Origin of the sequence: Chryseobacterium taeanense (assembly GCF_900099685.1) — a bacterium.
GTDB classification, from domain to species: Bacteria; Bacteroidota; Bacteroidia; order Flavobacteriales; family Weeksellaceae; genus Chryseobacterium; species Chryseobacterium taeanense.
Map to the genome: position 1 here is coordinate 1 of NZ_FNDW01000005.1, position 13,474 is coordinate 13,474.

At 35.6% G+C, this 13,474-nt stretch carries 13 protein-coding genes; all 13 read left to right on the forward strand.

Translation table 11 applies throughout. The features are described from left to right. On the forward strand, positions 1–1,610 hold a 1,610-nt coding region (locus tag BLR30_RS17900; RefSeq protein ID WP_317041390.1), incomplete at its 5' end, for an RHS repeat domain-containing protein. A 67-nt stretch (positions 1,611–1,677) separates the two neighbouring features. Beyond that, positions 1,678–2,019, forward strand: coding sequence for a polymorphic toxin type 24 domain-containing protein (locus BLR30_RS08590; protein WP_228400747.1), 342 nt, complete (start codon positions 1,678–1,680; stop codon positions 2,017–2,019). After that, the gene (locus tag BLR30_RS08595) at positions 2,016–2,582 is read left to right on the forward strand and encodes an immunity 53 family protein (protein ID WP_089857190.1); all 567 of its coding nucleotides are present in this window, start codon (positions 2,016–2,018) and stop codon (positions 2,580–2,582) included. The genes BLR30_RS08590 and BLR30_RS08595 overlap by 4 nt, the downstream gene beginning before the upstream one ends. A 259-nt stretch (positions 2,583–2,841) precedes the next feature. Continuing rightward, a complete protein-coding gene (locus BLR30_RS08600) occupies positions 2,842–4,128 on the forward strand; it encodes an adenylosuccinate synthase (protein WP_089857193.1) in 1,287 nt (428 codons plus the stop codon). A 296-nt stretch (positions 4,129–4,424) separates the two neighbouring features. Further along, on the forward strand, positions 4,425–5,258 hold the full coding sequence (locus BLR30_RS08605; protein WP_089857196.1) for an energy transducer TonB: 834 nt from the start codon (positions 4,425–4,427) through the stop codon (positions 5,256–5,258). Between the two features lie 163 nt (positions 5,259–5,421). Then, positions 5,422–6,195: a ParA family protein gene (locus BLR30_RS08610; RefSeq protein ID WP_089857199.1), complete on the forward strand. Its 774-nt coding sequence runs from the start codon at positions 5,422–5,424 to the stop codon at positions 6,193–6,195. 37 nt (positions 6,196–6,232) lie between these two features. Beyond that, entirely contained in the window at positions 6,233–7,123 is an 891-nt protein-coding gene (locus tag BLR30_RS08615; protein ID WP_089857202.1) for a ParB/RepB/Spo0J family partition protein, read from the forward strand. After that, the gene (locus BLR30_RS08620) at positions 7,124–7,765 is read left to right on the forward strand and encodes a DUF5683 domain-containing protein (protein WP_089857204.1); all 642 of its coding nucleotides are present in this window, start codon (positions 7,124–7,126) and stop codon (positions 7,763–7,765) included. A 139-nt stretch (positions 7,766–7,904) separates the two neighbouring features. Continuing rightward, the gene (gene dapB / locus BLR30_RS08625; RefSeq protein WP_089857590.1) at positions 7,905–8,606 is read left to right on the forward strand and encodes a 4-hydroxy-tetrahydrodipicolinate reductase; all 702 of its coding nucleotides are present in this window, start codon (positions 7,905–7,907) and stop codon (positions 8,604–8,606) included. Positions 8,607–8,725: 119 nt separating this feature from the next. After that, positions 8,726–10,408 carry a signal peptidase I gene (gene lepB, locus BLR30_RS08630; RefSeq protein WP_089857206.1) on the forward strand — a complete coding sequence of 561 codons (1,683 nt, stop codon included), beginning with the start codon at positions 8,726–8,728 and terminating at the stop codon, positions 10,406–10,408. 6 nt (positions 10,409–10,414) lie between these two features. Then, positions 10,415–11,092 carry a signal peptidase I gene (lepB, locus tag BLR30_RS08635; RefSeq protein ID WP_089857208.1) on the forward strand — a complete coding sequence of 226 codons (678 nt, stop codon included), beginning with the start codon at positions 10,415–10,417 and terminating at the stop codon, positions 11,090–11,092. Positions 11,093–11,095: 3 nt separating this feature from the next. After that, the gene (locus BLR30_RS08640) at positions 11,096–11,713 is read left to right on the forward strand and encodes a WbqC family protein (protein WP_089857210.1); all 618 of its coding nucleotides are present in this window, start codon (positions 11,096–11,098) and stop codon (positions 11,711–11,713) included. A gap of 1 nt (position 11,714) precedes the next feature. Further along, complete coding sequence (locus BLR30_RS08645; protein WP_089857212.1) at positions 11,715–13,391, forward strand: S8 family serine peptidase; 1,677 nt, start codon at positions 11,715–11,717, stop codon at positions 13,389–13,391. Positions 13,392–13,474 lie beyond the last annotated feature (83 nt).

Genomic DNA, 13,474 nt, shown 5'->3' on the forward strand with positions numbered 1-13,474 from the left:
CGTTTAAATATTTGAATGTCAGAAACTTAAATATACGAATTATTGCTATTTTTTACAAAGTTTATCTCAATTATTATCCCGAACTCAGGTTAAATAGTTTTGTCCAGAGCAAAACAGATTATCTGGATGGTTTCCAGTACTTAACAACTGGCTCTGATGTTCTATGTGTGGGGTGCCCGGCACCATCATCGGAACTCCAGTTTGTCCCAACGTCGGAGGGTTATTTTGATTTTGTGGAAAATAAGTATATTTACAATTATGCAGATCATTTGGGAAACGTACGTGTAAGCTACTTTAAAAATGGCAGTGGAATAGAAGTTCTTGGAGAAAACAATTATTATCCTTTTGGATTAAGGCATGAAGGGTACAATGACTTTGATGGAAATCCTTCGTATCAGTACAAGTACAACGGAAAGGAACTGCAGACAGAAACAGGAATGTATGATTATGGCGCAAGATTTTATATGCCGGATATTGGAAGATGGGGTGTGCAAGATCCATTGGCGGAGAAGTACACTGCTTGGAGCCCCTATAACTATGTTTTCAATAACCCTATTAATTGGATTGATCCAGACGGAATGGATCCAGACCCACCCAAAGGAAATCTTAGATTTATAATTAATTTGGGAGGTGCAGCTGATGCCGCAGATGCTGCAAAAACCAGATATAATGAAATAAAAGAGTCTTATCCTAATGACAAAATTGTAATGTTGAATTTGGATGATTTGGGTAAGTTAGAAGGTCTCGTAGAATCTAATGTTAAAAAGGCACAAAAAGAAGGTTATGGTAAGACAGTTGAAGCTTCTTTTTATGGTCATGGAGGAACAGATGGACCTGTAGGAACTGAGCCTACTTCAAAAAATTCTTTAACAGATGAAACTGGAGAAAATTTAGATAAACATCAATTGTCTTCAGAGGGATGGAAAAACATAAATTGGAATTTTGACTCTAAAAAAAGTATAGCTGGTTTTTATGGGTGTAATACCTCTGACTTTGCTACATTATCATTTGTACCTACAGCTGAAGGCTACTATAATTTTGAAAATAATAAGTATATTTACAATTATGTTGACCATTTGGGAAATACAAGGTTGAGTTATTTCAATAATGGCAGTGGAATAGAAGCTCTTGAGGAAAGCAACTACTATCCTTTCGGATTGAAGCATGCAGGGTATAATGCATTGGCAGGGAATTCTGCTTATCAGTACAAGTATCAAGGACAAGAGTTACAGAATGAGACAGGTTGGTATAGCTTTAAATGGAGAAATTATATGCCCGATGTAGGAAGGTTCTTTAATGTCGACCCGCTTGCCGAAGATTATTCTTATCAATCACCTTATAATTTTGCCGAAAACCAAGTTATTGCTTTTGTGGAGCTTGAAGGTTTAGAGAAAGGACTTCCTTGGTATCTAAACAAAAGTAAAAGCGGAGGAAAGCCCGTCTTAACATTAGGTGCTCATAATATCAAACTTCCATACTATAATCGTAACGAATATGGTGGAAGTGTTGCTGGAGATGTAGGAACTTTTGCTACTAATACATTAGGGTCAATATATAATGGTGTTGCGTCTTCATGGAATGAAGCTATGGAGGGCAAGACGCTTGGATAAATGGCACAAGAGGGAGATCGTGATATGGAGACTACTTTGAATGACATTTCAAGGAATGGACCAAAAAATGGAACATGTTGAAAATTTGGCGGCAGCTGCAATTGTTCGTAAAACAGTAAGAGGTTCAAATAAACTTAGTCCTAATAAAGATGCTTCAGGAGATCATACTTCATTTGATAGAGATGTTAATGGAAACATTTATAAGTATGAGACTTATGAAAAAACTAAATCGGGGCATTTTAATCCTACTAAGAGGTTTGATGGTGGACAAAAGGGTGGAACTCCAGGTGCACCGCATATTGATAAAACCACAAAAAAACCAGTCACAACACCTCATGTGCAAACTAAAAAAGAAACAAGAAAGCCAACACCTGATGAAACACTTAAAAATTCTAGATTTCAAAAATGAAAAATATTGAAGCAATACAAGAATGGTTTAAACTCCAATGTAATGGCGATTGGGAACATGAGTATGGGGTAAAGATTCAAACCATCAATAACCCTGGTTGGAATGTGCATATAGATTTATCAGATACTGTTCTTGATGGTTTTAAAATTGATGAAAATTTGGATAATGGTGATAGAGATTGGTTTTTCATTCAGTCAGATGGGAAGGTATTCTCCGGATCGGGTGATTCCAATAAATTGAATACAATTTTAGATAAATTTGTTACATTCGCATTAGATAATATTGGTAAATCGGATTGTGTATATACAGTATACGCAAGAATTAATTTACCTTCTAATGTAGAAGTATTTAGACCATTAGAGGCAAAAATGATTGATTTATCAAGCTTTGAAATTGTATCTATTCCAGATGTGAATTTTAAAGATTTAAAAGTTTTAAATATTGATGACTTTGAAAAATTAGATTTTACTAAATTAAATTTAGATATAAATTTTAATATAAGCGATAATGTAAAATGTGATTTAATATATTTTTATGATCACCCTAGCTTAATCATATTGTAAATAACAGCTTCCATACGATTTTAGCGTGTAGCAGATAACACAAACCCACCACAAAGCGGTGGGTTTTGTGTTTTATAGTGCGGCTACATTTTTATTAAAGAAGTCTTGCAGCAACAAAGTTTTATGATACAATAAAGTTAAAGGCACTTTTCTTGTCAACCACATGATTTTCATCCCACCCCAAAATAAAATACATTACAAATTTGCGCACCCAATTTTTTAAAAGTAATTTTGCATGAATCTAAAATAAAAGTAAAATATGTCAACTTACGTAGTTGTAGGTCTTCAGTACGGAGATGAAGGGAAAGGAAAAATAACGGATGTTTTATCGGCGAAATCGGATTATGTGGTGCGTTTCCAAGGTGGAGACAACGCAGGTCATACCGTATATGTAGGCGATGAAAAATTTGTTTTGCACCTTCTTCCGTCGGGAGTTCTTCAGTGCAAAGGGAAATGTATCATTGCCAATGGAGTAGTGGTAAACCCTAAATCTTTCATTAAGGAGGTGAATCAGATCGAAAGCAAAGGTCTTAGAACAGATCATATTTTCATCAGCAGAAGAGCGCATGTCATCATGCCTTATCACATTCTTTTGGATACCTATCGTGAAGAAGAGCACGGAGGAACGCAGATCGGTACGACCAAAAAAGGGATCGGACCTTGCTACGAAGACAAAATTGCAAGAGTGGGAATCAGAATGGTAGACCTTCTGAATCCTGAAATTTTAAGAGAGAAAATAGAGAAGAACTTGAAAATTAAGAATTCTCTTTTTGAAAAATATTATGATAAACCGACTTTAGACGTTGAAGAAATTTACAACGAATATTTAGAGATCGGAAAGCAGCTTCAGGATAGAATTGTTGATACCGAACTGGAACTAAATGAAGCAATCCAGGAAGGTAAAAACGTTTTGTTTGAAGGAGCGCAGGCTTTGATGTTGGATATTGACTTTGGAACATATCCATACGTAACGTCATCTTCTCCGTCAACCGGAGGTGTTTGTACAGGGGCAGGAGTTCCACCAACTTCACTTCAGAATCTGATTGGTGTGGCAAAAGCATACTGTACAAGAGTAGGAAACGGTCCTTTCCCATCGGAATTAGATAACGAATTAGGCGAGAAAATCAGACAGATTGGTCATGAGTTTGGAGCAACAACAGGAAGACCAAGAAGAACAGGATGGCTTGATCTTGTTTCTTTAAAACATGCTTGTATGATTAACGGTATCAATAACTTAGTAATTACTAAATTAGATGTTCTTACGGGAATCGATACGATTAAAATTGCGACTCATTATAAAACGGAAGACGGCAAAATCATCGATTATTTCACTTCTTCAACAACAAAACTGTACGACTATGAAGCCATTTATGAAGAGCTTCCGGGTTGGACGGAAGATATTACCAAAGCAAGAAGCTATGATGAACTTCCTGCAAATGCTCAGAAATATATCGAATTTATCGAAAAATATTTAGGCATCAACGTTTATCTTGTTTCTGTAGGTCCTGAGAGAAGTCAGAACATTATCAGAAAAGAATTATTCTAAAATATTGTATTAAAATATATCATGAAAGGCTGTCATTAGACAGTCTTTTTTTTATAAACTATTTGATAATGAAGAGGATATTTTAATGTTGATGATTTTTATTGAGCTTTATTTACTTAAGATCTGGTTATTTATTTTGTTATTTTGAGCATAGTTAAATTTTAGTATTGTCATATAATTTTTAAAATCGTTGTAATTTTAACATATTTTTGGCAGATATTTTGATGTTGAATTAATAACCATGGATTAAAGGTGATAAACTAATAATCTAAATTTAACATTAAATATTTATAAGGATGAAAAACATGCATCAGAATCAGGAATTTCGTTTTAATGAAGTTCTATTTGAGCACCGTAACAAACAATATGGTGCATATGTACTAAGAAATGAATCAGACAGAATTTTAACAAAAGCGCTTTTTATAGGAGCTAGCTTTTTGGCGGCAGTTTCTTTGACACCTTTAATTGTAAATGCTTTTAAAAGTGATCCTGTTATAGAAAAGACTATTTACGACAGAGAGCATATTTTTAAACAAGTTGTAACTCCTGAAAAAGATCCTCCTCTACCGGTAAAACCTCAACCGGTTCCTGAAAAAATAAAAACAATCGATAAAACAGTACCGGAGCCTAAGGCGATTGTAACTAACGAGAAAAAAGTAGTAACTCCCAAGGATGAGCAAAATGCTGCTGCTGGTTTACAAACCTCGGAAGGAAAAGAAGTACCTACAATAAAATACGTTCCTATTGCACCGCCGATTAATAATGGAGCAGGTACCCAGCAGATAGAACAGCCAAAAGTGCAACCGAAAGAAGATAATTCTCCCAGAGTATCTGTTGATGTAGAAGCCAATTTTGTCGGTGGCCTTGATTCATTCAGGAATAAAGTGATGAATAATTTCGACGGATCAGGATTTGAGTCCGGAGATGTAATGAAAACAATAATTACTTTCATTGTTGAAAAAGATGGTACGATCTCAGGTATTAAAGCTGACGGAAGAGACGCAGATTTTAATAGCGAAGCGATGAGAACGATTAAAAGTATAAAAGGGAAATGGGTTCCTGCAAAAGTAAACGGGCAACCCGTAAGAAGCTACTTCAAATTTCCAATTTCTATGAAGTTTGATAATTAATTAATAATACATATCCTGAACACTTATCCACAAAGAATTTTTTTTGTGGATAATTTTTTTTAGCCTTAAAAGGCTTGTTAACAATATTTTAACTCATTTTTCGTTTTATCGGTTCATCAATAGCAAGGAAAAATGTGTATTTTTGAAACTTAAAGTTCTAAGAATGGCAAAAATCATAGGTATCGCTAATCAGAAAGGAGGCGTTGGAAAAACAACAACAGCTGTTAATTTGGCAGCGGCATTAGGGGTATTGGAAAAGAAAATATTAATCATTGATGCTGATCCTCAAGCTAATGCAACTTCAGGTTTAGGGGTTGATGATGTTCAGTATTCTACATACAATTTATTGGAGCACAGTGTTGAAACACAAAAATGTATCAAACAGACTGCAACTCCCAATCTGGATATTGTTCCGTCTCATATCGACCTTGTAGCAGCAGAAATCGAACTTGTTGACAAGGAAGACCGCGAATATATGCTGAAAAAAGCCTTACAAAGTGTTCGGGACAATTATGATTATATTATCATCGACTGTGCACCGAGTTTAGGGTTAATTACCGTGAATGCTCTTACTGCAGCCGACTCTGTGATTATTCCTATCCAATGCGAATATTTTGCACTGGAAGGTCTGGGTAAATTATTGAATACCATCAAAAACGTACAGAAAATACACAACAAAGATCTTGATATAGAAGGTTTGCTGCTTACCATGTACGACAGCAGATTAAGATTGTCTAATCAGGTAGTGGAAGAGGTAAATGCGCACTTCCCTGAAATGGTTTTTGAAACGATTATCAGCAGAAATGTAAGGCTAAGCGAAGCGCCAAGTTTTGGAGAAAGTATTCTGAACTATGATGCGGAAAGTAAAGGAGCGGTTCAGTACATTCAGCTTGCAGAGGAAGTTTTGTTGAAAAATGAAAAATTAGTAAAGAACTAAAAAGCCGACAGCGGTAAGCTGAAAGCCAGAAAAAAATATGAAGGATAAAAAAAGAGCGATGGGACGTGGTTTAGGTGCTATTCTTAGTGCCGAATCCAAAGCAACGATCAATTCTGCTACCGATGAAGGAGCAGATAAGTTTGTAGGGAATATCGTGGAAATTTCCCTGGAAGATATTTATCCAAACCCGACCCAGCCAAGAACTTATTTTGACGAAAAAGCATTAAATGAACTTGCTCAGTCTATCAAAAACTTAGGAGTAATTCAGCCGGTTACTCTAAGGAAAGATGGGGAGAAGTTTGAAATTATATCGGGAGAAAGACGTTACAGAGCTAGTAAAATAGCCGGTCTTGAAACAATTCCTGCTTATATCCGTCTGGTGAACGATCAGGAGCTTCTTGAGATGGCGCTTGTTGAAAATATCCAGAGAGAGGACCTTGATGCGATCGAAATTGCGCTTACCTATCAGCGATTGATGGATGAAATAGGTCTTACTCAGGAAAATCTCAGCCAGAGAGTAGGAAAAGACAGAAGTACGATTACAAATTCTATCAGATTATTAAGGCTGAACCCTGATATTCAAAATGCTATCAGAAGCGGGGAAATTTCCGCAGGACACGGTAGAGCCATTATAAGTCTTGAAAATGAAGAACATCAGCAAATTCTGTTTGATCTCATCATTAAGGAAAAACTGAATGTACGCCAGACCGAGCAGGCTGCTACAGCGTTGAAAAATCCAAAATCTGCTGCTGCAAAAAGAGCCAAAGCTGAGCTTTCCAATAATTATAAAAGAGCACAGAAAACAATAGCGGATATACTGGACGTAAAAGTAGAAATCAAAACCTCCGGAAACGGTAAAAAAGGTAAAATTGTTCTGGACTTCAAGAATGAAGATGAACTGGAATATATTTTATCTCATATTAAATAAATGAAAAAATTACTTTTCACATTTTTTCTGTGTATTTCTGTAGTTGTCTTTTCTCAGGTCAATCCTAATGACACGATCCGGGTAGAATATCATCCGAAAGACAGTGTGTCGGTAGAGAAAAATAATACGAAAACGACGGAAAATGTAGTTTCTGATCTGGAAGGAGCAAATGGACCTACGAATAAAACACTTAAGCTTAATCCTACAAAGGCAGGACTATATTCTGCTGTTTTACCAGGATTAGGACAGTTCTACAATAAAAAATACTGGAAAATCCCTATCGTGTGGGGTGCTGTGGGTGCCGGTGTAGGTATTGCTGTGTGGAATGACAATCAATACCGGAGATACAGAGAATATTATATTGCCAAGCTCAACGGAACTCCCAGCGAATTTGTCGACAGTCACCCGTGGCTGGATAAAGTTGCCTTAGGAAATGCCCAAGACAGAGCCAAGAGACAGAGAGATTATGCTATTGCGATCACAGGATTGATTTATATTCTGAATATTGTGGATGCAGTGGTAGATGCTCATTTGTATGAAAGTCGTCACGATCCGGATCTTTCGTTCAGTCCCGCAGTCATTCAGGATCAGTATGGAATTGCTCCTCCAAAAACAGGAATCAGTTTAAGTTATAAATTTTAGTAAAAATATAAAACTGCATTAATTAAATACGCCTTTGCTGAGTGAAACGCCTTTGCGGAACGAAAATATAAAGGAAGATTTTGAACAAAACTTTGCGATTTTTGCGTTAAAAATACAGGCAGGAAAACAAATAAATAAAATGAAAATAGCACTCGTTGGATACGGCAAAATGGGTAAAATCATTGATGAAATTGCCACTAAAAGAGGTCATGAAGTTGTTGCCAAACTGAAAGAAACTCCGACTGCTGAAAATCTCAATAATCCGGATGTAGTCATAGAATTTTCATTACCGGAAGTCGCGTATGAAAATATCAAAGTATGCCTTGAGAATAAAATTCCTGTCATCTGCGGAACAACCGGCTGGCTTGAGAAAAAACCTGAAATTGAACAGATGGCAGTTGCAAATGAAACGGGCTTCTTATATGGTTCCAACTTTAGTTTAGGGGTTAATTTATTTTTTGCTTTAAATGAAAAGCTTGCCGATTTAATGAAAAATGTAGATGAATATTCCTGTCAGCTGGAAGAAATTCATCATATCCATAAAAAAGATGCTCCGAGTGGTACAGCAATTTCTATTGCGGAAGGCATTTTTAAAAACAATCCGAAATTTGATTCGTGGAAACTGGAAGAAACTCAGGGTAATCAGCTTGGGATTTTTGCGATCCGTGAAGATGAGGTTCCCGGAACGCACAGCGTATTCTACAGAAGTGAAGTGGATGAAATTGAGATCAAACATACGGCGTTTAACAGGAATGGTTTTGCGTTAGGGGCTGTAGTCGCAGCAGAGTGGATTAAAGACAAAAAGGGAAATTTCACAATGAAAGATGTTTTGGGGATTTAATTGTAACAAAATTCCTACATTGCAAACTAATACGGTGAATGGTGAATCGTCAATATTGTTCTGATCATTTATCGATCATTATTCATCAATTATATTATATAGATTAGGCACAGAAATTTATGAATTATTTTTTAACGTATACAGTTTATGTTCTCATTCTGTCTGTACTGATGGGAATTTCCACTTGGAAACTGTTCAAAAAGCTCGGGTATAACCCTCTATTTGCTTTTATTCCTTTTTACAATTATTTTCTTATTTTAAAAGAAACCAAGCATCCGAAATGGTGGGCGATTTTGTCTTATTTACCGATCGTAGGGCCAATTATGATGTCGGTGTTTCATTTATATTTAATGAAAAAATTCGGAAAAACACTTTTCAAGGATAAGCTTCTTACCGTAATTCTTCCTTTTATCTACATGGCAACGGTGAATTACAGCAAAGATGCAGAGGTGGAAGATGAAAATGAATTGTTCCTGACAGATGAAGAAAAGAGTGAAAAAAAGAAAGACTCTTTCATTGGTTCTGTTACTTTTGCCGTAGTTTTTGCAACAATTATCCACGTTTTTGTAACGCAACCTTTCGGGATCCCTACAGGATCTATGGAAAGAACTTTATTGGTTGGAGATTTTCTTTTCGTAAACAAATGGAGCTATGGTTACAGACTACCTATGCGACCTTTAGCTATACCATTCCTTCAGGGAACGATTATGGATACCGGTGAAAAAGGTAATCCTAAAGATGATCCGAAATCTTATGTAGATGCTGTAAAACTTCCTTACGAAAGAATTTTACAGTTTAATAAACCGCAGCGACATGATGTAGTGGTTTTCAATTATCCTCAGGATTCTGTGCATACGGCGATTGACAGAAAAGATCCTTATGTGAAAAGATGTGTAGCGGTAGCCGGTGACACTTTCGAAATGAGAGCTGGGAGACTTTATGTAAACGGAAAACCGGAAACAGTTTTGGGAGACCAGGAAATTCAACACGCTTATTATGTGGAGACTGGAAGCGAACTTGATATTAAAGATCTTTTCAAAAAATTAGAATATATTTCAATTATTCAAGTGGATAATTCTAGCCGTTATTTTGAAGAAGCTGTTAAAAAATATGGTATTAATCCAGCAAATACAGTGTATTTAATGCAGCTTACAGATAAGAGATTAAAGGCTATTAAGGAGCTTCCTCAGGTTGTGTCTGTTCATGAAGATGTGATGCAAAAGGGATATGCATCTATTAACTATAGGGATGCAATGAGAACGAAAATAGATACAACACAATCTATTTATCCTATTAACAAACCTTGGAACCAAGACTGGTATGGTCCTCTTAAAATCCCCAAAAAAGGAGATGTTGTAACTATTAATCAGGAGTCTCTTCCAATGTATCAATGGATTATTTCTGAATATGAACATAACAGTTTAGAAAATAAAAACGGGAAAATTTTCATTAACGGAAAAGAAACCAATCAGTACACAATTAAACAGGATTATTATATGATGGTCGGTGACAACAGAGATGCTTCCCTGGATGCAAGATTCTTTGGTTTCGTTCCTGAAGAAAATATTGTTGGAAAGCCGATGTTTACTTGGATGAGTATTGAAGGGGTATTTAAAGATTCTAGCTCTTCTTATCAAGCAGACGGGTGGAGAATCCGTTGGGACAGAATGTTCAAAGCAACGAATACAGGTGAAGCCAACAAAACTTCATACTGGTGGATTGCAGCGATGATTCTTATTTTATTCTTCGGCTGGGAATATTTCGTGAAACTATTTAAAAAGAAAAAAGCAGAAGACGATTAATATCTGATGTTTAAAAATAAAATATTTAATAGAGTTCTCCTTGCGGGTAGCTTTATTGTAACAATTTTAATTATTGCAAAACTCTCCGGGGTTTTGCAATATGCTTATGTACCACAGGCTGGTGGTGAGCCCAATATTAAGAAAAACTCATTTGTAATCATTACAAATATTCTTCCTTATGAGAAATTTAAGCTGTTAACTTATAATCAGAATTCCAAAGAGTTTGGTAAAGGTGTTTATGTCCAAAGGTTAGTGGGGATAGAAGGAGATAAGGTTAAGATTAAAAATGGAAACCTGTTGGTAAATAATGAATTAGTGAGAACAGGAATTAATTTAAAACATTTATATAAAATTGACAGAGCATTTGTCAATGATTTGATGTTAAAAGGAATGTCAGAAAAAGAATTCTATCAGTTTGATAATGACTATTTTCTGACTAACCTAAGTGGAAACGAATTGAATGATAATTTCTTTTATGAAAGGTTTATCAATCCCAACCCTGATCCGGAGATTGTCAAAATGTATCATAAAAACTGGAATGCAGATAATTTTGGGCCAGTAACAATTCCTCCGGGAAAAGTCTTTTTTCTTGGCGACAATCGAAATGCAAGTTTAGATTCAAGATATATAGGATTTATTGATGAAAGTGAAATAATCGGAAGAATTATTTATCCTAAAAATTAAAGTATGAACAATATATTATTACCGGTATTTTATTTACCGCCAATTTCCTGGTTTTCGGTATTCCTGAATCCTGAAAACGAAATTTTATTTGAACAGTTTGAACATTTTCCGAAACAAACTTATAGAAACAGAGCCAATATATATGGCGCAAACGGAAAATTATCTTTAATCATTCCGATTTCCCATAATGGAAAAAGAGAATTTAAGGATATCGAAATTTCTTACCGCGAAGACTGGAGAAATCTTCATTGGAAATCTATTAAAACAGCCTATCAGAGTTCTCCCTATTTTGAATTTTATGAAGATAAACTTAAAAAAATATTCGAGATAAAAGAACAAAATTTATTGGATTTTAACCTTAAAGCACTTGAGGTTATTCAGCAAATTCTTAAAACAGAAAAGGCATGGTCTTTGAATGCAGAATACATCAAAAATCCTCAGGAAATCAATTTCAGAGAAAAATTTTCAGCTAAAAACCCATCAGAATTTGAAGTGGAAGAATATTATCAAACATTTTCCGATAAATCAGGTTTTTTAGAAGATTTGTCCATTTTGGATCTTATTTGTAACAAAGGGCCTGAATCCCTGACTTATATTAAAAATATTAAACAATCATACTAACATGAAAAAGGTATTATTAGCCGCTGTTTTTTTAGTGGGATTCGGCTTCTCGCATGCGCAGGAAACTAAAGCAAGCGTTGATCCTATGAAAGATAAAGATCTTATGACATGGTATCATAAAGACTTTTCTGCTACGAAGGTTTATGGAGTAAATACAGAAAACGCATATAAATATTTAGAATCTAAAGGTCTTAAACCTAAAACGGTAGTTGTAGGTGTTCTGGATAGTGGTGTTCAGGTAGATCATCCTGGATTGGCTAAAAATATATGGTCAAATCCTAATGAAGTTCCGGGTAATGGAAAAGATGATGACGGTAACGGATATATCGACGATGTTCACGGATGGAACTTCATCGGTGGAAAGAACGGAGATATTGACATTGATAATATGGAAGTAACACGTGTTGTTGCTAAATACAAGCCTGTTTTTGAAGGAGAAGATTCTACAAAAAACAAAGCAAACCAAGCTAAAATGCCAGAGGAATTTGCGATGTATATGAAATCCAAGGAAATTTTTACCAAGAAAAGTGTAGAAGCAAGACAAGGTTTTCAGACTTATACAATGATTAATGAAGCAATTCCGACAATGGTGAAGTTGCTCAATGGTAAATCCATCACTCCTGAAAATATTGCGTCAATAAAGCCTGCAGATCAAAAAGAAGCTATGGCAGTTACGGTTTTGAGTCAGGTTGCCCAAAGTCCTGAATTTAAAGGTAAATCTGCTGCAGAATTTGAAAAAATAATGCGTGATCAGATTAAAGAAGCATTAGATTATTTTGGCCCACAGGAAAAACAATATAATCTTGATTATGATCCGAGAAAAGAGATTGTAGGAGATAATTATGATGATTACTCTGAAAAAAATTACGGAAACAACCATTACGAAGGCCCTGATGCAATGCACGGAACACACGTTGCAGGAATCATTGCAGGACTTCCAAACGGAACTGAAATACAATATGGGGTAGCTTCAAAAGTGGCTAAAATCATGTCTGTAAGAACGGTTCCGAATGGTGACGAAAGAGACAAAGATGTTGCGAATGCCATCCGATATGCGGTTGATAACGGTGCAAAAGTTTTGAATATGAGCTTCGGAAAGCCGGTTTCACCAGGTAAAAATGTAGTTTGGGATGCTTTCAAATATGCTCAGGATAAAGGCGTTTTATTGGTAAAAGCGGCGGGTAACGAGAATGAAGATGTTGCAGAGCATTTGGCTTATCCTACTAATTTTAAAAATGTAACCGATGAGAAACCTTTTGTAGATAATGTAATTGTCGTAGGAGCCAGTACCAATGATAACAATGCTCTAAGAGCAGGCTTCTCAAATTACAATAAAAAGATGGTTAATGTATTCGCTCCGGGTGATGAGATTTATTCTACCATTCCACACAACGAATATAAATATCTTCAGGGAACCTCGATGGCATCTCCTGTTGTAGCAGGTGCAGCCGCCGTTTTATTGGCATATATGCCTAATCTTACACCGGCCCAGATTATTGAATCTTTAGTGAAGTCAAGCAATCCGAGTACAGCAAATGGATTTGCCGATTTCTCTCAGGCGGGCGGAGTTATTGATGTAAAAAAAGCCGCAGAATATGCTTATACAAATTTTTATAATGGAAAATCAGCTTCAGGAAAAAGAGTTCAAAAATCCGTAAAAAAGGCTGTTAAAAAATAACATATCAATCTGTAATTAAGGTTGAATCATACAAAGTCCGAAAATTTCGGACTTTTTTTATTTTTATCTTTCAATTTTGGCAC

Bases quoted from the DNA above. Each gene is read 5' to 3' on its own strand.
- BLR30_RS08620 (WP_089857204.1), top strand. From the start codon at position 7,124: ATGAAAAAATTACTTTTCACATTTTTTCTGTGTATTTCTGTAGTTGTC.
- BLR30_RS08615 (WP_089857202.1), top strand. From the start codon at position 6,233: ATGAAGGATAAAAAAAGAGCGATGGGACGTGGTTTAGGTGCTATTCTT.
- BLR30_RS08595 (WP_089857190.1), top strand. From the start codon at position 2,016: ATGAAAAATATTGAAGCAATACAAGAATGGTTTAAACTCCAATGTAAT.
- lepB (WP_089857208.1), top strand. From the start codon at position 10,415: ATGTTTAAAAATAAAATATTTAATAGAGTTCTCCTTGCGGGTAGCTTT.
- BLR30_RS08610 (WP_089857199.1), top strand. From the start codon at position 5,422: ATGGCAAAAATCATAGGTATCGCTAATCAGAAAGGAGGCGTTGGAAAA.
- lepB (WP_089857206.1), top strand. From the start codon at position 8,726: ATGAATTATTTTTTAACGTATACAGTTTATGTTCTCATTCTGTCTGTA.
- BLR30_RS08600 (WP_089857193.1), top strand. From the start codon at position 2,842: ATGTCAACTTACGTAGTTGTAGGTCTTCAGTACGGAGATGAAGGGAAA.
- BLR30_RS08605 (WP_089857196.1), top strand. From the start codon at position 4,425: ATGAAAAACATGCATCAGAATCAGGAATTTCGTTTTAATGAAGTTCTA.
- BLR30_RS08640 (WP_089857210.1), top strand. From the start codon at position 11,096: ATGAACAATATATTATTACCGGTATTTTATTTACCGCCAATTTCCTGG.
- BLR30_RS08590 (WP_228400747.1), top strand. From the start codon at position 1,678: ATGGAACATGTTGAAAATTTGGCGGCAGCTGCAATTGTTCGTAAAACA.
- dapB (WP_089857590.1), top strand. From the start codon at position 7,905: ATGAAAATAGCACTCGTTGGATACGGCAAAATGGGTAAAATCATTGAT.
- BLR30_RS08645 (WP_089857212.1), top strand. From the start codon at position 11,715: ATGAAAAAGGTATTATTAGCCGCTGTTTTTTTAGTGGGATTCGGCTTC.